We start from the raw sequence: 26,136 nt of genomic DNA, 5'->3' as shown, positions 1-26,136 counted from the left end.
CGTGGCGAGACCGTGGGAGAGGCTGCTCGAGCAGCTCGTGCACGAGAGGTACAGCACGCTCGTCGGCTGGGCCGCCCTCGTGTGCGGGTCGCGCGAGGACGCGCAGGACCTGCTGCAGGACGCGCTCATGGCGACGTTCTCCAGCCGGGCGCGGTTCTCGACGCTGGCGGAGGCCGAGCAGTACGTCCGCCGAGCGGTCGCGACCCGCAGCATCGACGTCGCCCGCCGGCGCGGGCGCGAGCGCACCGCCGTGGGGCGCGTGGCGTCGTTCGCACCGTCGACCGTGCCGGGCGTCGAGGGGCACCACCTGCCCACCGACGTGCTGCGCGCGCTCGCGGGCCTGACCGCGCGGGAGCGCGCGTGCGTGGTGCTGCGGCACCTCGAGGACCTCAGCGTGCGGGAGACCGCGGGCCTCCTCGGCATCAGCGACGGCGCCGTCAAGCGCTACACGGCCGACGGCGTCGCACGTCTCGACGCCCTCCTCGGCGGCGTCACGGACGCCGACCACGAGACCCTGCCCGTCCACCCCCGGGGTGGCGCCACGACGGAGGTGGAGCGATGACCGACGTGCACGACCTGCTCGCCCGCACCCACCGGGCCCTCGGCGAGGCCGGGACCACGCTCGACGACGCGCGGCACGACGCGCTGCTGACAGGTATCCGCCGCCGCCGCCGTCGCCGCCACGCGGCCGAGGTGCTCGGCGTGAGCGCGCTCGTCCTCGTCCTCGGCGCCGGGGGGTGGCTCGGTCTGGCGCGTGACGGGACCCCGCAGCCCGCGGAGTCGACGTCGCCCACGCCCGAGCCGTCGGCGGGGCCGACGTCCGACGCCGCGCCCGACGCACCGGGTCTCGAGCCCGCCCTCGTCATGCCGCCCGGGACCCTCGAGACGGCGACCCCGGGGTGGGTGCTGACGGTGCAGCGGCCGGTCGCCCTCTCCGAGAGCGGCGACGGGATGCCGGAGGCGTCCGCGAACGTCGTGGACGCAGTGGCGCCCGACGGCACCCGGTACCGCGTGCTCGACCTGCCGCTGGGCCCGACCGTCGACCTGGTCGGCTGGGAGGCCGGCACCACCGAGGCCACGGTGAGCGTGGACGAGGACGGCGAGCGGACCGCCGCGCGCCTCGACCTGCTCACGGGCGAGATCACAGCGCTCACGGAGCTCGCGGGCATGGAGGTGCGCGTGGGGACGACGTCGGCAGGGCTCGACGTGTGGGTCGGCGAGCTGGAGGCCGGGCTGGCCGTGTACGACGGTACGACCGTGGTCCGTGAGCTGCCGTTCGTCCGCGGTCCCGTCCTGGACCCGGCCGGCACGCGGGTCGCCGGGACGGTCGACGGGTCGCTCGCCACCGTCGACGTGACGTCGGGCCAGGTCACCGACCTGGTCACGCCGTCCGAGGACTGCCACGTGCTGGCGTGGGAGGCATCCGGTCTCCTGGTGACGTGCCTGGGCTGGGAGGAGAGCGCGCCGGCCGTCTCCGAGGTGCTCCGGTTCGACGCGGACGACCCGCGTGCCGCCGGCGTGCCGCTCGACCTGCCCGCCAGCACCCTCCCGTACAGCAGCGGCGGGCGGATCGGGGACGGCCGCCTGGTGGTGCAGCACACCTTCGACGTCGAGTGCACCCGCGGGTGGGGTCTGCTCGACCCGATGGCGGGCACGCTGCAGGACCTGCCGTTCCCGGCCGAGGGCATCCCGGCCGGTGAGGCCTCGGTGCGGGTACAGCAGGTCGCCGGGGACGTCGTCCTCCTCACCGTCGGCGACGCGTGCTCCGGCGGGGGCGGCCCGCTCCGGGTCCTGACCTACGACGTGGCGACGGGCACCACGACGCAGATCGCGAGCCCCCCGTCGTCCGACGGCCTCGCCGCCGGGGAGCAGTGGATCTCGGCCACCACCTCCACGATCCTCGCGGGCTAGCCGGGGAGCCGCCTCGCAGAAGAGCGTGAAGCGTTGCTGCCGGGATCCGGCAACAACGCTTCACGCTCAGCGGGGAGCTCGGGTCAGCGCTCGAGCTCGCCGCGGATGAAGGCCTCGACCTGGGCGCGGCCCTTCTGGTCCTCCATCTGCACCGGCGGGGACTTCATGAAGTACGTCGACGCCGACAGGATCGGGCCGCCGATGCCGCGGTCCTTCGCGATCTTCGCGGCGCGCAGCGCGTCGATGATGATGCCCGCGGAGTTCGGGGAGTCCCAGACCTCGAGCTTGTACTCCAGGCTCAGGGGCACCTCGCCGAACGCGCGGCCCTCGAGGCGCACGTACGCCCACTTGCGGTCGTCGAGCCACGCGACGTAGTCCGACGGGCCGATGTGGACGTTGCGGTCCTCCTTCTTGCCGGCCAGCGGACCGTCCTCGAGGTTCGACGTGACGGCCTGCGTCTTCGAGAGCTTCTTGGACTCCAGGCGCTCGCGCTCGAGCATGTTCTTGAAGTCCATGTTGCCGCCGACGTTCAGCTGGTACGTGCGGTCCAGGATGACGCCGCGGTCCTCGAAGAGGCGCGCGAGCACGCGGTGCGTGATGGTCGCGCCGACCTGCGACTTGATGTCGTCACCGACGATCGGCACACCCGCGGCCTCGAACTTCGCGGCCCACTCCGGGTCGGACGCGATGAACACCGGCAGGGCGTTGACGAAGGCGACGCCCGCGTCGATCGCGCACTGCGCGTAGTACTTCGCGGCGGCCTCGGAGCCGACGGGCAGGTAGCAGACGAGGACGTCGGCCTGCGTGTCCTTCAGCGTCTGGACGACGTCGACGGGCTCGGCGTCCGACTCCTCGATCGTCTGCGCGTAGTACTTGCCGATGCCGTCGAGCGTGTGACCGCGCGACACCGTGACGCCCAGCGGCGGGACGTCGGAGATCTTGATGGTGTTGTTCTCGGAGTTGAAGATCGCCTCCGACAGGTCGAACCCGACCTTCTTGGCGTCCACGTCGAACGCGGCCACGAACTCGATGTCCCGCACGTGGTAGTCACCGAACTGCACGTGCATGAGTCCCGGGACCTTGCCCGCCGGGTCGGCGTCCCGGTAGTAGTGCACGCCCTGGACCAGCGATGCGGCGCAGTTGCCGACGCCGACGATGGCGACGCGGATGGAGGTCATCCTCGCTCCTTCTCGTTTCGCGCCTCGGATGTTCCCTCGGCGTCGTCTGCGGCGGCGGCCGGGCGGCCACCGCCCTCGGGGCGCGCGCGACGCACGCCCCGCTCGTTGTCGATGAGGTCGTCGAGCCAGCGGACCTCGCGCTCCACCTGCTCCAGACCGTGGCGCTGGAGCTCGAGCGTGTACTCGTCCATGCGCTCACGGGTCCGGGCGAACGACTGGCGGAACGTCTCCAGCCGCTCGGTCAGCCGGATGCGGCGACCCTCGAGGATCCGCATCCGGGTCTCGGCGTCCGTCTGCGCGAAGAACGCGAAGCGCACGTCGAAGTTCTCGTCCTCCCAGGCCGCCGGGCCCGAGGAGGCGAGCACCTGCTGCAGGTGCTCCTTGCCGTCGGCGGTGAGCTGGTAGACGATCCGCGCGCGGCGGCTCGCCACGGTGCGGTCGTCCGGGGCGTCCTCGCCGACGATCCAGCCCCGCTCCACCAGGCCCTTGAGGCACGGGTACAGCGAGCCGTAGGACAGGGCGCGGAACGAGCCGAGCACCAGGTTCAGACGCTTGCGCAGCTCGTAGCCGTGCATGGGGGACTCGGCGAGCAGGCCGAGGATCGCCGGCTCGAGCACGTCCGAGCGTCCGCGCATCGCACCCTCCAGCCCGTGTCGCCGTTCCCACCGATGTATCAGCTCGATACATCCGCAGAGTATGTCGGGTGCGGGCTCCCGCACAACACGCGGGCCGGGGCCCGCCCGGGCGGCGTGCGCCGCACGCCGCGGTGACCGCCGTCACCGCGGCGTCGTCGTCCCGTGCGGATCATGTGAAGGGTCCGACCCATCCGGACGTACGCGCACGATCTGGGCTGGCGGGCCCAGGTGGTTCGTCCATACTGAGGCCCGGCAGCGCCCCCGGACGGCACCCAGCCCGTCCGTCACGCCGGGCGCAGCAGCACGAGTCGTCGGCACGAGAGGTTCCCTGTTGGCAGCCAGCAACCGCCGCGCAGCGCCGTCGCGCGCCCGGCGCGCGACCCGGCGAACCGCCCCGTCCGCGCGCGAACGCCAGGGTTTCTGGAACTACCCCCGCCGTGAGCACACGGGCCTGCACCGGTGGCTGCCGTCGTGGCGCGTCGTCCTGGGCACGTTCATCGGGATGATCTTCCTCGTCCTCGGCGCGGGGGTCGCCGCCTTCGCGCTCATCAAGCAGGACAGCCCGCTGGCGGAGGTCAACTACCAGACGACGACCGTGTACTTCGCCGGGCCGGAACCGGGCACGCCGGGCGAGGTCATGGGGACGTTCGCCGACCAGCGGCGCGAGCTCGTCGACTACGGGACGCTGCCGGAGCACATCGGTCAGGCCGTGGCGGCCGGCGAGGACAAGACGTTCTTCACCAACAGCGGGATCTCGCTGAGCGGCATGGCGCGCGCCTTCATCAACAACATCCAGGGCAAGCCGACGCAGGGCGGGTCGACGCTGACCCAGCAGTACGTCGAGCGCTACTACCAGGACTCCACGACCGACTACTGGGGCAAGGCCAAGGAAGCGATCATCGCGATCCGCATCGCGCGGACCGAGTCCAAAGAGATGATCATGGGGCGCTACCTCAACACCATCTACTTCGGCCGGGACTCCTACGGCATCCAGGCGGCCGCGCAGTCGTACTTCAAGGTCGACGCCAAGGACCTCACGGTGGCGCAGGCGGCGCTCCTCGCGGCCGTCATCCCGTCACCGAACAACTGGGACCCCGCCAACGACCGCCCGAAGGCGGAGCAGCGCTGGAACATCATCCTCGACCGCATGGTGGAGATGGAGTGGCTGACGGCCGAGGAGCGCGCCGCCCAGACGTTCCCGCCCTTCGAGGTGTACCAGGAGTCCGAGACCTACCGCGGGCCCAACGGGTACCTGCTGAAGATGGTCGAGAAGGAACTGGTCGCGACCAAGTTCTGGACCGAGGGCGAGCTGAAGACCGCGGGCCTGAAGGTGCTCACGACGATCGACCCGGCCCTGCAGCAGATGGCCGTCGAGTCCGCCGAGGGCCTGCGGACCGGTGCCCTGTCGGACGGGGCGGTGCCGCACGAGCGGCTGCGCGTCTCGATCTCGACGGTCGACCCGGCCACGGGCGGCATCGTCGCGCTGTACGGCGGGCCGGACTACCTCACCGACACGAGAAACACCGCGACGTTCGACAAGGTGCCCGCGGCCTCCACGTTCAAGCCCTTCACCCTGGTCGCCGCGCTCCAGCAGGGCACCAGCCTGGCGACGACGTACAACGGTGACTCGCCGCAGAGCTTCCCGCAGTGGGAGAACGGCAAGCCGGTGCCCAACTACCCGAACCGGGACTACGGCCCGATCGACCTGGTCCGGGCCACCGCGGACTCCGTGAACACGGTCTACGCGCAGCTGAACATCCAGGTGGGGGCGGACAACACCAAGAAGGTCGCCGAGACGGCGGGCATCACGACACCGCTCGAGACCAACATCTCGAACGTGCTCGGCACCGACTTCGTCCACCCCATCGACATGGCCGGGGCGTACGCGACGTTCGCCGCACAGGGGGTCCGCCGAGCGCCGCACATCGTGCAGCAGGTCAACGACAGCAGCGGCGCGGTCGCGTGGCAGCCGGACACCACGGGCCAGAACGTGTTCCCGGCCGACGTCATGGCGGACGCGACGTACGCGATGACGCAGGTGGTGGAGCAGGGCTCCGGCAAGGCCCAGGTCAGCAGGCTCGACAGGCCGATCGCGGGCAAGACGGGCTCGGAGACGCTCAACAAGGGCGCGTGGTTCGTCGGCTACGTCCCGCAGCTGTCCACCGCGGTCTCGCTGTCCCAGCTGGCCGAGGACGGCAAGGGGCTCGACTCGATCGACGGGTGGGGGCAGTTCAGCTCGGTCAACGGCTCGACGTTCCCCGCGCTGCTGTGGGCCGACTACATGGGCAAGGTCTTCGCCGACCCGCGCTACCAGGAGATCCAGCAGTTCCCGCCGCGCGCGAACGTCGGCAAGAAGCCCACCGTGACGGCGTCCGCCACGCCGACCGAGGTGGCGCCGACGGCCGAGGAGACGCAGGCACCGGCGGAGACCCAGGTGCCGTCCGGGCTCGCGGGCCGGACCGAGGCGGACGCCTCCGGCGCCCTCCAGGGTGCCGGTCTCGTGGCCCGGATCGCCAACGAGCGGTCGGCCACCGTCCCGGCGGGCCGGGTCATCCGCGTCGAGCCCGGTGAGGGCACGACGCTCGCCGCGGGCGCCACGGTCACGCTGGTCGTCTCGTCGGGTGCGCCGCAGCCGACGCCCTCGCCGACGCCGCCGCCCGCCCCGTCCCCGACGCCCGAGCCGACGCAGTCCGCGCCGCCGCCCGACGCCGGCGGCGGGCAGCAGCCGCCGCCCAACGGGTAGCAGCCGACCACCCCGGGGGACCACCGTCAGGTGGTCCCCCGGGGCGATTCGGGGAACTGCCCGGCAACCGGTACGCTGGGCGACCGCCGTCCCTCGCGGACGGTTCGTCGTGCCCATCACCCGACCCACGTCGGTGCGCGGGCGCGTCGAGACGCACGAGAACCCTCCTGTCACGGAACGACCGTGACCGCCGAGACCAGAGGAGGTGGGTATGAGCCTGCGTCAGTACGAGATCATGATCATCCTCGACCCCGAGATCGAGGAGCGCACCGTCGCCCCGTCGCTCGACAAGTACCTGTCGGTCGTGAAGACCGACGGGGGCACCGTCGACAAGGTGGACGTGTGGGGCCGTCGTCGCCTCGCGTACGACATCAAGAAGAAGGCCGAGGGCATCTACGCCGTCGTCGACTTCACCGCGTCGCCCGCCACGGCCAAGGAGCTGGACCGACAGCTCGGCCTCAACGAGGTCGTCCTGCGCACGAAGGTGCTCCGCCGCGAGGTCTGAGTCCTTCCTGTCGGTGCCCGTCGCTAGCGTCGGGCCCCAGCACCCGCGGCGCCACGCCGCAGCCGAACCTTCCGAACGAGCGAGGAGGCCGTCATGGCCGGCGAGACCACCATCACGGTGATCGGGAACCTGACCGGGGACCCGGAGCTGCGCTTCACCCCGTCGGGCGCCGCGGTCGCGAACTTCACCGTCGCGTCCACGCCCCGCACGTTCGACCGCCAGTCCAACGAGTGGAAGGACGGGGACACCCTCTTCCTGCGCTGCTCGATCTGGCGTGAGGCGGCCGAGTCCGTCGCCGAGTCCCTCACCAAGGGCACCCGCGTCATCGTGCAGGGCCGGCTCGTGCAGCGGTCCTACGAGACCCGCGAGGGCGAGAAGCGCACCGTGTACGAGCTGCAGGTCGACGAGGTCGGCCCGTCGCTGCGGTACGCGACCGCCAAGGTCACCCGCACCCAGCGCTCCGGCGGTGGGGGCTTCGGTGGCGGCGGTGGCAGCTTCGGCGGTGGCGGCGGCGGTGGCTTCAGTGGCGGCGGCTCGTCCGGCGGCGGCCAGACCGACGACCCGTGGGCGACGCCCGCGGGTGGCGGTGGTGGCGGCTACTCCGACGAGCCCCCGTTCTGATCGGCGCCTCGCACACCTGAACTCTCATCCCCGAGCACGGCAACGCTCGGGGCTCCACAGACAAGGAGCACCACGATGGCCAAGCCCGTCGTCCGCAAGCCCAAGAAGAAGCAGAACCCCCTGAAGGCCGCCAAGATCGAGACGGTCGACTACAAGGACACGGCTCTGCTCCGCAAGTTCATCTCCGACCGCGGGAAGATCCGCGCGCGTCGCGTCACCGGCGTCTCCGTGCAGGAGCAGCGCCAGATCGCCCGTGCCGTCAAGAACGCGCGCGAGATGGCTCTCCTGCCGTACTCGTCGTCGGCGCGCTGAGGAAGGACTGACCCATGGCGAAGATCATCCTGACCCACGAGGTCACCGGTCTCGGTGCCCCCGGCGACGTCGTCGAGGTGAAGGACGGGTACGCCCGTAACTACCTCGTCCCGCGCAACCTGGCCACGCCGTGGACCAAGGGTGCGGAGAAGAACGTCTCCGCGATCCGTCGTGCCCGCAAGGCCCGCGAGATCGCCACGCTCGACGAGGCCAAGGCCATCCGGGACTCGCTGCAGGCGAACCCCGTGACGGTGTCGGCCAAGGCCGGCGAGTCCGGCCGCCTGTTCGGTGCCGTCACCACGGCCGAGATCGCCTCCGCGATCACGGCCGCCGGCGCGCCGGCCGTCGACAAGCGCAAGATCGAGGTCGCCCAGGCGATCAAGTCGACCGGCGAGTACACGGTGCAGGTCCGCCTGCACCCCGAGGTCTCGGCCAAGGTGACCGTCAAGGTCGTCGCCGCCTGACCCGCTCCCCGCGAGCTCACGAGGCCCCGTACCGCTCCGGCGGTGCGGGGCCTCGTCGTCGTGGCAGCGGTGCGTCCGTCGCTGCGGCGGGGTGCCGGACGTGGTCCAGGTCACACCGGAACGCCTGGTTCGGCACCTCCTTCTCCGGCACGATGTGACGCACGTCAGGTCGCTTAGGCGGGCGAGTCAGGGGGCTTGTGACGGTGTCGCGCGAGCGCGGGCAGTGCTGCCCGACGAGTAGCGGCACCGTCGTGTCATGCACGGTCGGCGCGTTCCGGCCGTCCGGCACGCGTCTCCCGCGTGGCTGCTGAGCGGTACGGCGGACGAGGACGTCCGTGCCCGTCCGGGGGCGGCACCAGCCGAAGGAGTCGAAGTGAACAGAATGACGTGGGGAACGCGGAGCCGTCGTGCCGCCGCAGCCGTGAGTGCGGTCTTCGCCCTGTCCGTCGTGGTCCCCGTCGCGGTCGCGCCGGCGGCCCATGCTGCGACGCCGCAGTGCGAGACGGCGGACTACGCGTGGTCGGAGCGACCCGACTACGGCTGGAACGTGCACCGGCCCTACATGCCGATGACGAACACGACGGTGTACTTCGTCAGGTGCAACCTGCAGTACGGGTCGCGCGGCCCCGGCGTGAAGGCGCTCCAGGCGGCGATCAACGAGTGCCACAGGGCCACGCTGAACGCCGCGGGTCTCGCCCTGCTCTCGGTCGACGGTGACTTCGGTGCGAAGACGCGCACTGCGGTCAAGGCCGTCCAGCGGTCGCTCGGGATCACCGTCGACGGCGTCTACGGGCCGACGACCAACCACTACATGAAGTGGCCTGGCCCCTGGGAGGGCGGCTACAACGGTCCGCGCTGCCTGGCGGGCTGACGCCGTGGACGCCGGGACCGGGTCGACGGCACGTGCGGAGCGAACGCTCCACGGGATCACCTCAGGAGGAGCTCTGATGCAGCTCGCACGAACCTTCGGGTCCAGGACGCGGAACCGGCTCGTCGCCACCGCGGTCGCGACGGCGCTGCTGCTGGTCGGGGCGGCGGCCTCGCCGGCCGCGGCGTGGGACCGGGTCGGTGGCAACTGCAACTACATGGAGGAGCAGTTCAGCCACACGTACAGGCTGCTGATCCCCCGGGCGACCAACGGTGTGGTCAACGTGCCGTGCTGGCTCAAGCGCGGTGACTCCGGGGCCGGCGTCCAGGCGCTGCAGAAGGCCTACAACTCCTGCTACAAGGCGCTCTACGAGCCGGCGATCGCCGAGGACGGGGTCTTCGGCCCGACCACGGAGGACCGGGTCCGGCAGATGCAGCGCCGCGAGGGCATCGAGGTGGACGGCATCGCCGGCGAGGTGACCCGGAACAGCATCAAGTGGCCGCTGTACTCGGCGACCACGGGCAAGTACCTGCGGTGCTGGGACAAGTGGTGACGCCCGGCGGCGCGTGACGCGCCGCACGCGGGGCCCCGGACCGGTGCGGTCCGGGGCCCCGATGGCCCGCCCGGCGAGGCGTCCGTGGAGTGACACAGGTCACACTCGATCGCCTGAGGGCACCGGGCGTCCTCCGGCACGATGTGACTGTTGTCGGGGTGCCCGACGACTCAGTCAGGGGGTTGTTTGACATGCGCCTGTCCTCGCGTGCCGCCGTGAGCGGTCCCGTCGCCCTTGCCCTGCTCGGGATGCTGCTGGTACCCGTCGCCTCGTCGGCGTCCGGTGCGCCGGCGCCCACCGGGGACACCTCGGCCGAGGCCGGTGGAGTGGTCGAGCTGGACGAGTCCGGCCTGACCCCGGAGCAGGGTGACGAGGTCCTGCCCGACGACTGGCGCGAGGTCGACGACGAGGCGCACGTCGTGCTGAACGACGCGGACGGCATCACCGTCCTCGGCGCCCGGGCCTCCGACGGGTACGCGTGGGAGACCGTGGCGACCGTGCCGGTGCCGTGGGCGGACACCGACCTGTGGGTGGCGAACAGCTGCGTGACGTCGAGCGGCGACCGGATGGCCGTGGTGTACGCGCCCCGTGCCGCCACCAACGACGAGTCGGCCTTCTCTGCCGGCGCGCGCGCCGCGATCGTCGACCTGCGCTCCGGTGAGGTCGCCGAGCTCGGCAGCGGGTACACGATCGCCTACTACAACCCGGGCTGCGGCGAGGACGACACGGTCACGATCACGCGGCTCGAACCCGACGAGGGCGTCACGCGGGTGGCCGTGGTCGACGCGCAGACGGCGGAGATCACGACGAAGGTCGACCTGGAGGGCCAGGTCACGTCGGCCATCGCCCGGGAGGACGGGACGGTGCTGGCGGCCCGCGGTGCCGACCTCGTCGCCGTGGCCCCCGGTGCGACCGCACCCGAGGTGGTCGTGGCGGACACGGGCGCCGCGTACGACCTCACGCTCGACGGGTCCGGGCGTCTGGCGTACGTCGCACGGGACGGCGAGGGCGCGGACACGTCGACCGCGTACGTCACGACCCTCGACGACGACACCCCCGCACAGGCGATCGGCACCGGGCCCGTCACGCAGACGGGCGTCGCGCCGGCGGGAGAGGAGGGCTTCTACCTCACCGGGAAGGACGTCGAGCCGACCCCCGGCCTGGACGGGGTGGAGCTGCTGCCGGAGGCGAGCCCCGGCTCGGTGATCTCCTCGAGCGGTGAGCTCGTCGTCGACGCGGTCACCTCGACCGGCCTCGCCGACGTGCCGGAGATCAAGAAGCCGGCAGCGACCGCCGTGGTCCCCGTGGCGGAGGCCGAGATCGCCGCGACCGTCGTGGACTCCGGGACGACGCTGACGTACGCCATGGACGAGCCGGCCCCGGCTGCGCCCCTCGAGGCGCGCGCCACCGGCACCGCCCGCCCGTCCGGCTTCGCGGCCCGGCAGGAGGCGACGGCATCGGCCTCGGTGACCTCGACGGGCGGCGCGGGCGACCCGAGCAGCCCGATCGAGGCCGAGCGCTACTGCGCCGTCCCGCGCAACGACCCGGCCAACCAGGCGTACCAGCCCAAGCCCCGGCAGGTCGAGTGGGCCGTCGACCGGGCCGTGAAGGGCCAGCTCACCCAGACGCGGCCCGCCAACTGGCGCAACCTCGGGATGTCGAGCTACTCCCCGCAGGGCATGTTCCCGGCACCGCAGCTCACCGGTGGCGGGACGATCCCGCCCCAGATCGTGCTGGGCGTCCTCGCGCAGGAGTCGAACCTGTGGCAGGCGTCGCGCTTCACCGCCCCCGGCAACACGGGCAACCCGCTGATCGGCGACTACTACGGGACCGACGACACGTGGTCCATCTGGCAGATCGACTACACCGAGGCCGACTGCGGTTACGGGGTCGGGCAGATCACGGACGGCATGCGGCTGGCCGGCCACGAGCGCACCGACGACTCCGGCCGCAAGATCGAGACGGCCCTGCCGTACGCCCAGCAGCGCGCGATCGCGCTGGACTACACCGCGAACGTCGCGAAGTCCGTGCAGATGCTCAGCCAGAAGTGGAACCAGCTGGCGGCCGCCGGGATGCTCGTCAACGGCGGTGACCCCAAGTACATCGAGAACTGGTTCCTCACGACGTGGGCCTACAACACCGGGTTCTACCCCTACGTGAACGACAGCACACCCTGGGGTGTCGGCTGGTTCAACAACCCGGTGAACCCCAACTACGACCCGCGACGGACACCGTTCCTCAGGTCGCAGGGCGACGCGGCCAAGCCGCAGCAGTGGCCCTACCCGGAGAAGGTCATCGGGTGGGCCGCGTACGGCACGTCCTTCGTGGAGACGCAGTGGGCCGACCCTGCCAAGCGCGAGTACCCGCAGCGCCTGGTGTCGTCCTACACGACGGCCTGGTGGAACGACCCCACGTACCGTGACATGGCCCAGCCGAAGGTCGACACCTTCTGCAAGCCGGACGTGAACGACTGCGACCCGTCGCTGGCGCAGCCGTGCAAGCTCGGCTCGTACAAGTGCTGGTGGCACGGCCCCGTCCGGTGGAAGTCGAGCTGCGACCTCTACTGCGGCCAGGGCTTCGAGCGCTTCCCCGCCAGCTACGCCACCGAGGCCAGCGCCATGGCGTCCACGCTGCCGGCCAAGACGCTGGAATCGAGCTTCCTGCCCAACTGCAGCTACCCGCCGACCGGCGTCGTCGTGGTCGACAACACCACGCACCCGACGGCCCGCAACAGCAACGAGTGCACACGCAGAGCGACCGTCGGCTCGTTCAGCCTGTCGTTCGGCAGCCCCGACTCGGACGGCCGGTACCCGTCGAAGGTCGACTTCCACCAGCAGGGCGGCGGGTTCAACGGCCACTTCTGGTTCGCGCACATGCAGCACCGTGTCAAGACGCAGCGCCACATCACCGGGACCTGGGACCGCGGCGCCAACCTGAACGGGAAGTGGACGCGCGTGTGGGTGCACCTCCCCGACTACGCCGGCTGGACCCAGCAGGCCGGCTACACGATCGACCTGGGCAACGGCACGACCCAGAAGCGCTACCTGCCGCAGCGCCGCTACAAGAACGAGTGGGTCAGCCTCGGGGTCTTCGAGATGAAGGGCTCGCCCAAGGTCTCGCTGTCGAACGTCCTCGTCGACGAGAGCACGACGGGCCGGGTCTGGTACGACGGCGCGCACCAGGACATCGAGGGGTACGACAACGTCGCCTGGGACGCGGTCGGATTCCAGGTGCTGCCCGGCAAGCCCGACGACTTCGTCGTGTCGCTCGGCGACTCGTACGCCTCGGGTGAGGGCGCCGGCGACTACGTGCCGTGGAGCGACAACAACGGCACCAACCCGCGCGCGAGGAACGCCTGCCACCAGTCGGTGAACGCCTGGATCCGCAGGACCACGCTGCCGGGCGACGCGGAGCCGCTGGGCGCGCGCGCCGACGCTGCCGACACCGGGCTGGACCTCCAGCTCCTCGCCTGCTCAGGTGCGCAGACGGAGGACCTGCTGCCCTACTACCACATCGACACCCCGCAGGCGCCGGAGAACGCGGAGAGGCAGACCGGCAGGTACGGCCAGTACGGCACCGTGTCGCAGCTCGACGCCGGCTACCTCGACACGAACACCACCCTCGTGACCCTGTCGATCGGTGGGAACGACATGCAGTTCGGTCCGATCCTGGCCGCGTGCATCAAGGCCAACTTCGCCGGCACGCCCGAGGACCGCTCGTTGGCCGACTGCTCCCGGACCGTCCTCGAGGACGACACCCTGCCGGCACAGGCCGCCAGCAAGGAGCGGGTGGACACGAAGATCGCCGACAGCCTGATCACGCTCGTGCAGCTCGTGCGCGATCGTGCGCCGAACGCGCGCATCGCGATCTTCGGGTACCCCAAGCTGTTCGAGACCACGACGTCCTGCGTGCTGATCAACGAGGTCAACCAGGTCTGGCTGAACGAGCTCGCCGACGGCCTGAACGCCAAGATCGCCGAGACCGCCGCCATCCTGGAGACCTACGACGAGCCCGGGTCGCCCGAGATCTTCTTCGTCGACACCCAGGCGTACTTCACGGGCAAGAACCTGTGCACGGGCGCCGACTCGGGTCTCACCGGCCTCCAGTTCGGCGTGACCCCCGGCGAGGACCCGCAGTTCCCCCGGCCCTGGCCCCGCATCGTGGTGGACAACGACGTCGCGTCGCAGACGTCGGTGCACCCGAACACGAACGGGACCGGCTTCTACGCCCAGGCGCTGGAGGACGCCCTTGCGGACCTCCCGTGACGTCCGGCGCCGTGCGCTCCTCGTCGTGACGCTCGCGGTCGCGATCACGGGGTGCGGGGCGCAGCACGTCCAGCAGCGCGCGGAGGATGCCGCCCGGACCGACCTGCCGCGCAACGTGGCCGAGGCCGTCGGCTGCCTCGCGTCCCGAGCGCCGGCCCTGTGGTCCGCGGCGTCGGACGCGGGCCGGTTGGGGTCGGAGCTCACCGAGTGCGTCGGCACCACCGTGCTCGACCAGGGCGACGACGCCGTGCGCACCGCCGACCGCCTGGACATGATCTCCGGCACCGTCGCGCTCACCACCGACCCGAGCAGCGGGGACCTGGTGATCGGCCTCTACACCGAGGGCAGCGGGTCCGCGGAGGCGGGCGTCACGCAGGAGCGCGTGATCGTGGGGACCTGCTGGCAGGTGTCGGTCACCGCGCGCGGCGAGCTCGGCGCACCCTCGGGGGCGGAGTGCTCCGGGGCGATCGTCGCGCGGGCCAACCCCGCCGAGGTCGTGCCGTTCGACGAGCTCGACCTGAGCGCAGGGTGACCCTCCCGGCCGACCGTCCCGGCTCGTCGGGCATGCTCCCGCTGTGGTGCTCGGACCGGACACCCGGCGTGCCGACGGCTCCCGCGCGGTGCCGCGTGCTCCCGGGAGGACGTGGCCGAGGGGCGTCGGCTGCATCGCACGGACGACCCCGGTCGTCCGGGAGGCTGACGGCTCAGGCCGTGCACGTCGCTATCGTCGCCCGCATGACGACGTCGGGAGTGACCGGATGAGCACGGATCGCGACCCGCGCACGCCCGGGAGGTCGCCGGCTCCCGAGCGGCGGGGCCGGGCCACGTTGTTCCTGATCGTGGCGGGGCTGCTGATCGTCGGCGGGGTCGTCGGCATGGTGGCGGGGAACCCCGAACAGTCGGGGATCGCCGCCCCCGCCGTCGTGTTCCTGCTCCTCGCGCGCCGGAGCGCGCGTCGTGAGGCGCCCGCTCAGCACGACGGCGGCGGCGGTGCGGACGGTGGACCCGGGGGGCTCGCGCGTGACTGAGAGCCCGGTCGACGACACGTCAGGCGTCGACGACGCCCCACCTGTCGAGGACGCCGACCCGCGGGACGAGCTCACCGAGGCGGGGTGGTCCCTGCTGGCAGCTCTGGCGCTGGCGGCGTGGGCCTGCGCCCAGCTGTTCTGGTGGGACGCACCGAGCCGCGGCACGGCAGCGTTCGGGCTGGCGGGCGCATCGCTCGTCGTCGTGGGATGGCGCCTCGTGCGCTGGCGGCGACGGACGCGCGCGCCACATGAGAGCGCGGCGAGCAGTCGGAACGGCGACCTGCGACCGTAGGGTCGGGAGACGACACCGGGGCGAGCACGGGAGCGACATGAGCGCGGACGAGAACGGGACCGACGATGCGTCGCAGGAGCGGAGGACGTCCACGGCGTCCCAGGGCGCGTTCCTGGCGATCGGCTTCGTCTTCCTCATCCTCGGTATCACGCAGATGACGGGCGACGACGGTGGCGGGGTCGCGTTCATGGGCGTGGGAGCCGTGTTCATCGCGCTGGCGGGAGCGTCGAACGCGTCGTCCCGGAAGGGCGCGGAGCCGCCGTCGGACGGTGGCGGGACGAGCGGGCCCGTCGACCGGGACTGACACGCGCGTGGGGCGTCAGCCTCCGACGACCATCCACCGCGTCCCGCGGGCACGCAGGCCCGTCGTGAGCGCGCGGGCCGTCATGAACACGACCGCGAACGCGACCCACAGCCAGACGAGCCCGGTCGGACCCGTCGGCGCCCAGGTGTGCACGGCGAGGGCCGCGGGCACGTAGGCGACGAGCGTCGCGACCCCTGCCCACGCGAGGAACGGCCCGTCGCCGGCGCCGATGAGGACACCGTCGAGGACGAACACCCAGCCGGCCAGCGGCAGCGCCACCGCGGCGACGACGAGACCGAGCACGGCGGCGCGCTGCACGTCGGCGTCGGGGGAGAACACGCGCACGTACAGCGGCGCGAGGCCCCCGACGACGAGACCGAGGACCACCCCGGCGGCGACGCCCCACTGCAGCGTGCGGCGCAGCACGGCGCGCGTGCGGGCGACATCGCGCGCGCCGAGCGACTGCCCGACGAGCGCCTGCGCGGCGATCGCGAGGGCGTCGAGCGCGAAGGCGGTCAGACCCCAGACGGCGTTGACGACCTGGTGCCCGGCGAGCGCGGACGGGCCGAGGCCGGTGGCTGTCCACACCGTGAGGAGGATCGCGAGGCGCAGCGTGGCGGTGCGGACGAGCAGGGGCAGACCGGCGCGGGCGTTGGCCCGGATGCCCCCCGCGGCGGGCGTGAGGCGTGCCCCGGCGGCCCGGGCACCGCGCGCCACGACGACGACGAGCCACGCGGCCATGCCGAGCTGGGCGAGCGCCGTCCCCAGACCGGAGCCCGCGATCCCCAGGCCCGCGCCGTAGATGAGGACGGCGTTGAGCACGGCGTTGGCAACGGCGCCGGAGGCCGCGACGACGAGGGGCGTGCGGGTGTCGAGGAGGCCGCGCAGGGCGCCCGTCGCGGCGAGCACGAGGAGCATCCCGGGCAGCCCGGGGGTGGACCAGCGCAGGTAGGTGACGGCCTGCGAGGCGACCGTGCCGTCGGCCCCCAGGGCGCTGATCAGCCAGGGTGCGGCGAGCCACGCGGCGGCCGCCAGGACGACGCCGAGGGCGAGGCCGAGCCACATGCCGTCGACGCCCGTCTGCAGCGCACCGGCCCTGTCACCTGCACCGATGCGTCGCGCCACGGCCGCAGTGGTGGCGTAGGCGAGGAAGACGCACAGGCCGACGACGGTGACGAGGACGGTCGAGGCGAGGGCCAGCCCGGCGAGGGCGTCGGTGCCCAGGTGGCCGACCATCGCGGAGTCCACGAGGACGAGCAGCGGCTCGGCGACGAGGGCCCCGAGCGCGGGGACCGCGAGCGTGAGGATCTGGCGGTCGATGCCGGCGGCGCGGGGTGCCGAGGGCGGTGGGGAGTCGGGACCGGGGTCGAGGGTGCGGTCGGTCGTGCGTCCCCCGGTCGGCCCAGGGGTGCTGTCCCTCCCCGGCACAGGGGTCTCGGGGGTGTCCGGCGGGCGGTTCAGGCGTCCACCAGGTGAACGTCTCCCGAAGGTTTCTCGTTCCACAGCACGTGCACAGCGTATGCGCCGGTGAGACGGGGTGCTGGGGGCTCTCACCCGCTCCGTCCACAGGTGCGTCCCCAGCCTGTGCACACAAGCGGACAGGGCTTGTCCACAGGTCCTCCACCGCTCTGTGCACACACCCGTTTGGGTCCGGGCGCGGTGGCGCCTAGCCTCGCGAGGACAGGTTCGGCGTGGGCGTCAGCGCCCGACGGCGAGGCGTGCGAGGTCGACTGTCGGAGGGTCCCGGTAGAACACGTGTTCTGCGGGTGGGGGACGAGCTGGAGTGGGTGACAGGTGACCATCGAGGACCTCGAGTACGGCGCGCCGCCGGACAGCGGGCACAGCAGCGGCGGCGGGTTCGACCGCACCCCGCCGCAGGACCTCGACGCCGAGCGCTCGGTGCTCGGCGGCATGATGATCAGCAAGGACGCCATCGCCGACGTCATCGAGCAGATCAAGGGCACCGACTTCTACCGCCCTGCGCACGAGGCGATCTACGACGCGATCCTCGACCTGTACGGCCGCGGCGAGCCCGCCGACGCGATCACCGTCGCCGACGAGCTCACCAAGCGCGGCGAGATGGGCCGCGTCGGTGGCGCCGCCTACCTGCACACCCTCATCGCGTCCGTCCCCACCGCCGCGAACGCCGGGTTCTACGCGCGGATCGTGCGCGAGCGCTCCATCCTGCGCAAGCTCGTCGAGGCCGGCACGCGCATCGTCCAGCTCGGCTACGCCACCGACGGCGGCGACGTCGACGAGCTCGTCAACAACGCGCAGGCCGAGGTCTACGCCGTCACCGAGCGCCGCGCGTCCGAGGACTACCTGCCGCTGTCCGAGGTCATCGGCGGGACGGTCGACGAGATCGAGGCCGCCGGCCACCGCGGCGAGGGCATGATCGGTGTGCCCACGGGGTTCTCGGACCTCGACCGGCTCACCAACGGGCTGCACCCGGGGCAGATGATCGTCATCGCCGCGCGGCCGGCCATCGGGAAGGCCCTCGCGCTCGACACGCCGCTGCCCACGCCCACCGGCTGGACGACGATGGGCGAGGTCCAGGTCGGCGACCAGCTGATCGCCGACGACGGGACGATTACCCGCGTCGTCGCCGCGACCGACGTCATGACGGACCGGCCCTGCTACCGCGTGACGTTCGACGACGGGTCCACGATCGTCGCCGACGCGCAGCACCAGTGGGCCACGCGCACGCGTGCCGAGCGGCGGGTCGGCGCCGACGCGTCGGTGCGCACCACGGAGGAGCTCGCCGCGACGGTGCGGTGCGCGACGGCCGACGCGCGCGTCAACCACTCGGTCGCGACCACCGCGCCGCTGTCCCTGCCGGAGCGCGAGCTGCTGGTGGACCCGTACCTGCTAGGTGTGTGGCTGGGCGACGGGCAGTCCGCCGCGGCGCGCTTCACGAGCGCCGACCCCGAGATCGCGATGCGGATCGAGGGGCGGGGGTACGACGCGGATGTGCTGACGTCGTCGCTCGCGACGCTCGGTCTCGGTGCCGAACTGCACATCCCCGCGGACTACCTGCGTGCCGGTGAGGCGCAGCGGCGCGAGCTGCTCGCCGGTCTGCTCGACACGGACGGGACGGTGAACCCCACGGGGTCGGTGCAGTTCGCCGTGACGCACGAGCGTCTGGCGCGGGACGTGCGGGAGCTCGTGCACTCGCTGGGTTACCGCACCGGTTGGTCGGAGAGGAACGCCCGCGGCCGTTCCGCCGCGTCGCCGACCTGCTTCACGATCACGTTCACGACGGACGACGACGTGTTCGCGCTCGAGCGCAAGAAGCTCGTCCACAAGGAGCGCCGCCGTCGCTCGACGCCGCGGCTGCACCAGCGCTATGTGGTGTCGGTCGAGCCGATCGAGTCGGTGCCGGTCCGGTGCGTGGAGATCTCGCACCAGTCGCACCTGTACCTTGCCGGCGAGGCGATGATCCCGACGCACAACTCCACTGTCGGCATCGACATCGTCAGGTCCTCCGCCATCAAGCACAACATGGCGGCCGTGGTGTTCTCCCTCGAGATGAGCCGCAACGAGATCGTCATGCGCCTGCTCTCCGCCGAGGCGCGCGTGCACCTGCAGAAGCTGCGCACCGGTGCGATGGGCGAGGACGACTGGGCCAAGGTCGCCGCCACGATGGGCCGCATCAGCGAGGCGCCGCTGTTCATCGACGACTCGCCGAACATGTCGCTCATGGAGATCCGTGCCAAGTGCCGGCGCCTCAAGCAGAGGCACGACCTCAAGCTCGTCGTCATCGACTACCTCCAGCTCATGACGTCGGGCAAGCGGGTCGAGTCCCGCCAGCAGGAGGTCTCGGAGTTCTCGCGTGCGCTCAAGCTGCTCGCCAAGGAGCTCGAGGTGCCGGTCATCGCGATCTCGCAGCTGAACCGTGGGCCGGAGCAGCGCACGGACAAGCGGCCGGCGATGAGCGACCTGCGTGAGTCGGGCTGCCTGACTGAGGACACCCGCGTGCTCCGCGCTGACACCGGGGCTGAGACGACGCTGGGGGAGATGTACGCGCTCGGCCACAAGGACGTGCCGATCTGGGCGCTCGACGACCGCCTGCAGTACGTGCGGCGGCACCTGACGCACGTCTTCCCGACGGGCGTGAAGCCGGTGTACCGGTTGCGGCTCGCGTCGGGCAAGGAGGTGACAGCGACCGCCAACCACCCGTTCCTGAGGTACGAGGGGTGGACGCCGTTGGGGGAGCTGGAGGTCGGGTCGCGCGTCGGGGTGCCGCGGCACGTGCCTGGGCCGGAGATGACGGCCGACTGGTCCGACCGCGACGTCACGATGCTCGCGCGCATGATCGCGGGCCGGACCGCGCCTGGCGCAGCCGCGTGGGACGACGAGGTGTGGGGCGAGCTGGGGGAGCGGCTGCCGGCGTCGGTGTTCCACCTGCCCAAGCCGCAGATCGCCCTGTTCTTGAGGACACTGCTGACCGCCAACGGGGCCGTGGTCCTCGGCGGTACCACCGGCCGCGTGAGCCTGCACGCCGACGACCGCCGCGTCCTCGAGGGGGTGAGCCGGCTGCTGCTGCGGTTCGGCATCTCGACGCGGCTGCGCATCTCTGCTCAGGGTCCGCGGCTCGACGTCGTGGAGAAGGACGACCTCCGGCGCCTCCTGCAGGAGATCGGCATCGACGGACGGCACGCGCACGCGGCCGACGAGCTGCTGGCGCGGGTCCGGACGCGGGACCTCGAGACCGCCGCAGAGCCCGTCCGCCTGTGGGACGACGTACGCACGGTGTTGACGGCCGCGGCCACCCGAACCCTCGGTGACGGCCGGACCCCTCTGGCGCAGGTGGTCGACGTACTCGACCGCGCAGATCTCGACGTGGACGCGGTCAACGACCTGCTGTGGGACGAGGTCGTGGCGATCGAGCCACTGGGTGAGCAGGCGGTGTACGACGCGACCGTGGTCGGCACCCACAACTTCATCGCCAACGGCATCGCCGTCCACAACAGCATCGAGCAGGACGCCGACATGGTGATCCTGCTGCACCGTGAGGACGCGTACGAGAAGGAGTCGCCGCGAGCCGGTGAGGCCGACCTGATCGTGGCGAAGCACCGTAACGGTCCCACCGACACGATCACCGTGGCGTTCCAGGGGCACTACTCACGATTTGTCGACATGCAGATGTAGGCCAGGTCTGTCGACCGAGCCGACAAGCTGCACAGACGGCTCGCGAGACTGCACAGAGTCTGTGGTATGAGCGCGCCGCTGATATCGAGGACGGCAACTAGCGCGGGTGACCTGCTCTGAGCCATCGAGTTGCGAGAGGTGAATCCGCGATCCCACTGCTAGATGTTGCGTCTCATGAGGTTGGTGACACCGCGCGGGGTGTGAGCGAGGGGTAGGCCCGCCGGCGGCAGGATGGGAAGTGCGACCAACACATCCGCGCCGAGAGAGACCTACCCCTCGATGCCCCACGCTAACGCCCCGTTGACCCCTGCTGGCCGTCTTCGCCTGGTCCAGCGCTGTCAGTCCCGTCCGATCGCGCACGTCGCAGCCGAGGCCGGGATCTCCAGGCAGTGCCTGAGCAAGTGGAAGGCCCGCTACGAGCAGCTCGGCGAGGTCGGGCTGCTGGACCGTTCCAGCGCCCCGCACGCCAGCCCCACGCAGCTGCCGGCGGACGTGGTCGAGCAGATCGAACGTCTGCGGCGGGAGCACAAGTGGACCGCCCGTCAGATCCACCTCGAGCTGACCCGCACCGGCCACCGCGTCTCGCTTGCGACGATCTCGCGGTGGCTGGTCCGGCTCGGGATCAACCGGCGCCGGGACATCGACCCCGACGGGTCCACCAACCGCAGCACCGGGCGGATCATCGCCCGCTACCCCGGGCACATGGTCCACCTGGACGTGAAGAAGGTCGGCCGGATCCCCGACGGCGGCGGGTGGCGCGCCCACGGGCGCGGATCCACGCAGGACAAGGCCGCGCAGCGCGCCAAGACCTCCGGCGCTCGGGCGGGCTACGTCTACCTGCACTCCGCGATCGACGGGTACTCCCGGCTGGCCTACACCGAGCACCTGCCCGACGAGAAGGCCGCCACCACGATCGGGTTCTTCCACCGCGCCAGGGCGTTCTTCGCCGCCCACGGCATCGGTCGGATCGTCCGCGTCGTGACGGACAACGGCGCGAACTACAAGGCGACCGCGTTCACCCGCACCGTGGTCGCGGTCGCCTCCCGGCACCAGCGCATCCGCCCGCACACGCCGCGGCACAACGGCAAGGTCGAGCGCTACAACCGGATCCTGGCCGAGGAGCTGCTCTACGCCCGGATCTGGACCTGCGAGGCTGAACGCGCCGCTGCGATCAAGATCTGGAACGTCCACTACAACTACCATCGCGCTCACACCGCCGTCGGCGACCGACCCCCGGCCTCACGCCTGCGCGCGGGCGTCACCAACGTCATGAGCCAGAACATCTAGGTCGTGGGCCGTGGTCACAACCGGGCGATGGCGCGTGCGCGACCGGGGGGCGCGATTGCAGGTGCAATCGGGTATCGGCATCCCGCTGTCGCGATATTCGAGGGGTACGCCGGCACCTCGGAGTCTGGCTTCCGAGCAGAGGTCGAGGCCGAAGAGGCGCTGCTACGGGGCGAACGGCTGCTTGCGATGGCCGATCAACGTGAGCACTCGGCTCTCACGGGACCTGCGGCCGCGGAGGGTGATCGTCGCCTCAGTGACTTCGAGCGCAATTCGCACGGGTTTCGGGGCATTGTAGTCACCGATCGGATTCGGCTCAGGCGGCTTATCGCCACCAGCGACCCGGCCATCTATCCCGGTCAGTATGCGACATGCATTTGTGATGAAGTGGCGCGTTATCGCGACCCGCTACGACAAGCGCGCCATCACCTACTGCGCAGCGGTCGTCCTGGCCGCGCGCATCACTCGGTCACGGATACGGGGGACACGCCTGAGCTGGACCTGCGCATCTCGGTGAGTCGGATAGAAGGTCAACAGGATCTTCATGGGATGGCCAGCCGAGGTGCGGGGCTCGCGCCGCACTGTTAGGGGCGAGACCTCCCCCTGAGCGCCCAGGAGCCTGCCCATGTGGACCCCGACCCGTCGCCCGATCCTCTTCACCATCGCCGCCGCGAGCACCCTGCTTCTCGCCGCATGCGGCTCCGACGCAGAGCCCCCAGCCGCGGACACCGTCGCCACCACGTCTGCAACCAAGACGCCGGCGACCACTGGGGTGACTGGCACGGTGTGGGTGGCCAATGAGGGCGATGGGACGTTGATCGCGATCGACGCTGCCAGCGGCCAGGTGCTGACCGAGGTGACGGGGATTCCCAGTCCGCACAACGTGCAGACCAGTCCGGACGGGGGCACCGTCTGGGCGGTCAGTGGCCTCAACCAGGCCCTCGTCGCTCTCGACGCGGAGACGTACGAGCTGCGCGGGACCGCGGCCACCGGCAGCAGCCCCGCACACGTGGTGCTGACGCCCGACGGGTCGGCGGTATTCGTGACGAACTCCGGTGAGGACTCCCTCGACCGCTACGACGCCGCCACCCTCGCCCCGACCGGCACCCTCGACCTCAGTGCAGGTCCGCACGGCCAGCGTCCCAGCGGCGACGGCGCTGTCCTGGTGGTCGCCGGCACGAGTGCCGGCACCATCGACGTGGTCGACCCCGCAACCCTCACGCGCATCGCGACCATTCCGGTCGGTGAGTCGCCGGTCCAGGTCGCCGTGTCGGACGACGCCCGCACCGCGTACGTGAGCCTGGCCGGGACCAGCACAGTCGCGAAGGTCGACCTGACAGCGCAGGCGGTCGTCGCGACGGTGGAGGTGCCGTCCCCGCCGGTGCAGCTGTACCTGACCCCGGACGGGACCAGCCTGCTGTCCGCCGACCAGGGCACCGCAGATGCACCCGGTGACACCGTGACGATCATCGACGTCGCCACGATGGATGTCCGGGCGACCATCACGACCGGATCGGGCCCGCACGGCGTGGTCGTCGACCCCTCCGGGGAGGTCGCGTGGGTGACCAACCTCTACGACGGCACCGTCTCTGTGCTGGACCTCGCCACGAACACAGTCGCAGCCACGATCCCGGTCGGTGACCTCCCCAACGGGATCTCCTTCACGCCACGCACGGGCGCGCGCCCGAAGGCCGCCCCCGCCCTCACGATCCCGGACTACTCCACCGGGTCGGAGGGCAGCGGCCACTCCGACGCACACGGCGACGACGACCACGGCTGAGCACATGCCAGCGCACTGGTCGCTCGACGGACCCCTTCCTGTCGGGGGGCGTCGTCAGTGCCACATGCCTCGACCCGCGTCCGCGGGCTCAGCACTCGGTCGGTCGCAGCCTCGATGAAGTTTTGATGGACGTTGCTTTCGGGGACCTACAGGTCCCATGTGCGGGCGCCGGTACGAGACGACAGTCCAGGCAGAAACCTTCGTGAGGAGCTCTCATGCATCCCGCTCTCGTTCGGCTGCCGGTGGCCGTCGCTCTCGCCGTTCCGCTGCTCGGCGTGACGACTTCCGCCATGGCAGCGCCTGAGTCTGCCGCCGTCGTACAACAGGACACGACCGACCACGACACCACAGAGCACGACCCTGCCCCGGCGGACGCCGGCACGGACACGGACCAGCAAGGCGACGGGCCTGCGCTGGAACAGACGGCACCGATCCAGGACATGGAGGGCATGGCTCCGATGGAAGGCATGGATCACTCCGGCGCCGGCGAGGACTCGACGCACGACGAGGGGCACGACGCCGGCACCGGCTCCGAAGACACGGCGCCCCGGGACACCGGCGGCGTGGGAGCAGAGCACGACTCGACAACTGGGGAGCACGGCGACGGGGGCCACGCCGACGAGGGCACGGCTTCCGCTCCCCGCCCGCTGGCCGCGGCCCTGTCCACGTTCGCGGGTGTCAACAGCGCGGTGCTCGTCGCCGCGGCCGTCCTGCGCCGCCGCGACCGTGCACGTCCTCGTCACCGGCCCCGCGCGGGCGCCACCCCCTTCCCGGCCTGACCGCCCCCGAACCCCAGGAACCCGCCATGACAACCCCGACGCTCACCCCGCCGCCTGCCGCCGAACCGGTGGATCCCGACGTCAACCCGGGCCCGGACCTGACCCCACCGCCGGTGGGCCGCAACCTCATGACGATCCCGTGGGTCGCCCGGTCGCTGCGCTCCGGCTGGTACCCGAAGATCTTCCAGATCCCGATCGCGGCGGTCTTCGGGCTCGTGGCGTACCAGCTGCTCGCCGGGCCGGACCGCGCCCACGACAACGCCGGCACCGCGCTGATGTGGGTGCTGTGGTGGCCGGTCATCCCCATCGTCTTCGTGCTGCTCGGCAGGTTCTGGTGCGCGGTCTGCCCGTTCGGGGCGTTGTCCGACGCGGTGCAGAAGCTCGTCGGGGTCAACCGCCCGGTGCCGAACTTCCTGAAGAACTACGGCATCTGGATCATCGACGCGTCGTTCCTCCTCATCACGTGGGCGGACCACGTGTGGGGCGTCGTGGAGTCCCCGTGGGGCTCCGGGATCCTCCTGCTCCTGCTCACGACCGCGGTCATCGCGTCGGGGGCGCTGTTCCAGCGGCGCACGTTCTGCCGCTACCTGTGCTTCCTCGGCGGGCTCGCCGGCAACTACGCCCGGGTCGGGATGGTCGAGCTGCGCGCCGACAGCGCCATCTGCAAGACCTGCAAGTCCAAGGCCGTCTGCTACAACGGCAACGACAAGGTCGCCGGTTGCCCGCTCTTCACGTTCCCCCGGACGATGGAGGACAGCGCCAACTGCAACCTGTGCGCCAACTGCGTCAAGTCCTGCCCCAACGACGCGATCCAGATCCGCCTGCGCAAGCCCACCTCCGAGCTGTGGTTCATCACCAAGCCCAAGATCGAGCAGTCGATGCTCGCCATGGCGATCATGGGCATCGTCCTGATCCAGAACATCACCATGCTCGAGGTCTGGACCGACGTCCTCGCCTGGATCGAGGCCACCACCGGCATCACCAGCTACCCGGTGATCTTCACGGTCGCGTTCGTCGTCGCCGTGTCGGTGCCCGTCGCGCTGCTGGCCGTCGCCTCCCGCGTCGCCGCCGGACGCAACCTCGAGGACACCAAGCTCAACTTCACGCGGTTCGGGTACGCGCTCATCCCGCTCGACGTCGCCGGGCACCTGGCGCACAACCTGTTCCACCTGCTCGCCGAGGGCGGCTCGGTCTACTACACCGTGGCGAACGTCTTCGGTGCGGGCGTCAGCGGCGACCCCGCCCTGGTCGGCACCGGGACGATCCAGGTGCTGCAGTTCGCGCTGCTCGCCCTGGGCATCGCCGGGTCGATCTACACCGCCAAGCGCATCGCCCACCGCCGCTACCGCACCGCCGAGCGCCGGCGCGCGACCCTCACCCCGTACGTCGCGATCATCGCGCTCCTCGGCGCGATCAACGTGTGGATGTTCCTGCTGCCCATGGCCCACCGCATGTGAGCGGTC

The 26,136-nt window shown here is 71.4% G+C and carries 22 protein-coding genes; 19 read left to right on the top strand and 3 right to left on the bottom strand.

What is annotated here, in order from left to right:
- The first annotated feature begins 1 nt into the window (after nucleotide 1).
- Both CFLA_RS18625 and CFLA_RS18620 read left to right on the top strand, forming a co-directional pair.
- Nucleotides 2–562, top strand: coding sequence for a sigma-70 family RNA polymerase sigma factor (locus tag CFLA_RS18625; RefSeq protein ID WP_013118900.1), 561 nt, complete (start codon nucleotides 2–4; stop codon nucleotides 560–562).
- Nucleotides 559–1,911, top strand: coding sequence for a hypothetical protein (locus CFLA_RS18620; RefSeq protein ID WP_013118899.1), 1,353 nt, complete (start codon nucleotides 559–561; stop codon nucleotides 1,909–1,911). Before CFLA_RS18625 ends, CFLA_RS18620 begins: the two co-directional genes overlap by 4 nt.
- Before the next feature lie 83 nt (nucleotides 1,912–1,994).
- On the opposite strand, the gene CFLA_RS18615 is transcribed toward CFLA_RS18620, so the two are convergent.
- Nucleotides 1,995–3,089, bottom strand: coding sequence for an inositol-3-phosphate synthase (locus CFLA_RS18615; RefSeq protein ID WP_013118898.1), 1,095 nt, complete (start codon nucleotides 3,087–3,089; stop codon nucleotides 1,995–1,997).
- Entirely contained in the window at nucleotides 3,086–3,724 is a 639-nt protein-coding gene (locus CFLA_RS18610; RefSeq protein WP_013118897.1) for a PadR family transcriptional regulator, read from the bottom strand. The genes CFLA_RS18615 and CFLA_RS18610 overlap by 4 nt, the downstream gene beginning before the upstream one ends.
- 331 nt (nucleotides 3,725–4,055) lie before the next feature.
- Between CFLA_RS18610 and CFLA_RS18605 the strand changes: the two genes are divergently transcribed.
- The 12 genes from CFLA_RS18605 to CFLA_RS18550 all read left to right on the top strand — a co-directional run bounded on the left by CFLA_RS18605 (nucleotide 4,056) and on the right by CFLA_RS18550 (nucleotide 15,679).
- Complete coding sequence (locus CFLA_RS18605) at nucleotides 4,056–6,467, top strand: penicillin-binding protein (RefSeq protein ID WP_013118896.1); 2,412 nt, start codon at nucleotides 4,056–4,058, stop codon at nucleotides 6,465–6,467.
- A 211-nt stretch (nucleotides 6,468–6,678) separates the two neighbouring features.
- The gene (gene rpsF, locus CFLA_RS18600; protein WP_013118895.1) at nucleotides 6,679–6,972 is read left to right on the top strand and encodes a 30S ribosomal protein S6; all 294 of its coding nucleotides are present in this window, start codon (nucleotides 6,679–6,681) and stop codon (nucleotides 6,970–6,972) included.
- Between the two features lie 93 nt (nucleotides 6,973–7,065).
- Nucleotides 7,066–7,593, top strand: coding sequence for a single-stranded DNA-binding protein (locus CFLA_RS18595; RefSeq protein ID WP_013118894.1), 528 nt, complete (start codon nucleotides 7,066–7,068; stop codon nucleotides 7,591–7,593).
- A 75-nt stretch (nucleotides 7,594–7,668) separates the two neighbouring features.
- A complete protein-coding gene (gene rpsR / locus CFLA_RS18590; RefSeq protein WP_013118893.1) occupies nucleotides 7,669–7,905 on the top strand; it encodes a 30S ribosomal protein S18 in 237 nt (78 codons plus the stop codon).
- A 14-nt stretch (nucleotides 7,906–7,919) separates the two neighbouring features.
- Nucleotides 7,920–8,369 (top strand): 50S ribosomal protein L9, encoded by a 450-nt coding sequence (gene rplI / locus CFLA_RS18585; RefSeq protein WP_013118892.1) that lies wholly within the window; start codon nucleotides 7,920–7,922, stop codon nucleotides 8,367–8,369.
- Between the two features lie 421 nt (nucleotides 8,370–8,790).
- Complete coding sequence (locus CFLA_RS19325) at nucleotides 8,791–9,240, top strand: peptidoglycan-binding domain-containing protein (RefSeq protein WP_052302767.1); 450 nt, start codon at nucleotides 8,791–8,793, stop codon at nucleotides 9,238–9,240.
- 76 nt (nucleotides 9,241–9,316) lie between these two features.
- Nucleotides 9,317–9,790, top strand: coding sequence for a peptidoglycan-binding domain-containing protein (locus CFLA_RS19320; RefSeq protein WP_013118890.1), 474 nt, complete (start codon nucleotides 9,317–9,319; stop codon nucleotides 9,788–9,790).
- 215 nt (nucleotides 9,791–10,005) lie between these two features.
- A complete protein-coding gene (locus tag CFLA_RS18570; RefSeq protein WP_148234425.1) occupies nucleotides 10,006–14,055 on the top strand; it encodes a GDSL-type esterase/lipase family protein in 4,050 nt (1,349 codons plus the stop codon).
- On the top strand, nucleotides 14,039–14,587 hold the full coding sequence (locus CFLA_RS18565; RefSeq protein WP_013118888.1) for a hypothetical protein: 549 nt from the start codon (nucleotides 14,039–14,041) through the stop codon (nucleotides 14,585–14,587). Before CFLA_RS18570 ends, CFLA_RS18565 begins: the two co-directional genes overlap by 17 nt.
- Before the next feature lie 226 nt (nucleotides 14,588–14,813).
- Entirely contained in the window at nucleotides 14,814–15,083 is a 270-nt protein-coding gene (locus tag CFLA_RS18560; protein WP_013118887.1) for a hypothetical protein, read from the top strand.
- A complete protein-coding gene (locus tag CFLA_RS18555) occupies nucleotides 15,076–15,375 on the top strand; it encodes a hypothetical protein (RefSeq protein ID WP_013118886.1) in 300 nt (99 codons plus the stop codon). The genes CFLA_RS18560 and CFLA_RS18555 overlap by 8 nt, the downstream gene beginning before the upstream one ends.
- Before the next feature lie 37 nt (nucleotides 15,376–15,412).
- Nucleotides 15,413–15,679 (top strand): hypothetical protein, encoded by a 267-nt coding sequence (locus tag CFLA_RS18550; RefSeq protein ID WP_013118885.1) that lies wholly within the window; start codon nucleotides 15,413–15,415, stop codon nucleotides 15,677–15,679.
- A 15-nt stretch (nucleotides 15,680–15,694) separates the two neighbouring features.
- Here the strand turns inward: CFLA_RS18550 and CFLA_RS18545 are convergent, their stop codons facing one another.
- On the bottom strand, nucleotides 15,695–17,107 hold the full coding sequence (locus CFLA_RS18545; protein WP_013118884.1) for an MATE family efflux transporter: 1,413 nt from the start codon (nucleotides 17,105–17,107) through the stop codon (nucleotides 15,695–15,697).
- A gap of 366 nt (nucleotides 17,108–17,473) precedes the next feature.
- On the opposite strand from CFLA_RS18545, the gene dnaB reads away from it, so the two are divergent.
- From dnaB to CFLA_RS18515, 5 genes are all read left to right on the top strand, one after another.
- On the top strand, nucleotides 17,474–20,830 hold the full coding sequence (gene dnaB, locus CFLA_RS18540; RefSeq protein ID WP_013118883.1) for a replicative DNA helicase: 3,357 nt from the start codon (nucleotides 17,474–17,476) through the stop codon (nucleotides 20,828–20,830).
- A 279-nt stretch (nucleotides 20,831–21,109) separates the two neighbouring features.
- On the top strand, nucleotides 21,110–22,117 hold the full coding sequence (locus CFLA_RS18535) for an IS481 family transposase (RefSeq protein ID WP_043599193.1): 1,008 nt from the start codon (nucleotides 21,110–21,112) through the stop codon (nucleotides 22,115–22,117).
- 622 nt (nucleotides 22,118–22,739) lie between these two features.
- The gene (locus CFLA_RS18525) at nucleotides 22,740–23,894 is read left to right on the top strand and encodes a YVTN family beta-propeller repeat protein (RefSeq protein ID WP_013118882.1); all 1,155 of its coding nucleotides are present in this window, start codon (nucleotides 22,740–22,742) and stop codon (nucleotides 23,892–23,894) included.
- Nucleotides 23,895–24,109: 215 nt separating this feature from the next.
- Entirely contained in the window at nucleotides 24,110–24,673 is a 564-nt protein-coding gene (locus CFLA_RS18520; protein WP_013118881.1) for a hypothetical protein, read from the top strand.
- A 26-nt stretch (nucleotides 24,674–24,699) separates the two neighbouring features.
- Nucleotides 24,700–26,130 carry a 4Fe-4S binding protein gene (locus CFLA_RS18515; RefSeq protein WP_013118880.1) on the top strand — a complete coding sequence of 477 codons (1,431 nt, stop codon included), beginning with the start codon at nucleotides 24,700–24,702 and terminating at the stop codon, nucleotides 26,128–26,130.
- The last annotated feature ends 6 nt before the right edge of the window (nucleotides 26,131–26,136 follow it).

The organism is Cellulomonas flavigena DSM 20109 (assembly GCF_000092865.1).
In the GTDB taxonomy this organism is placed as follows: domain Bacteria; phylum Actinomycetota; class Actinomycetes; order Actinomycetales; family Cellulomonadaceae; genus Cellulomonas; species Cellulomonas flavigena.
Note: the sequence above shows the minus strand (reverse complement) of the source record. Positions and strands in the feature narration are given on the sequence as shown.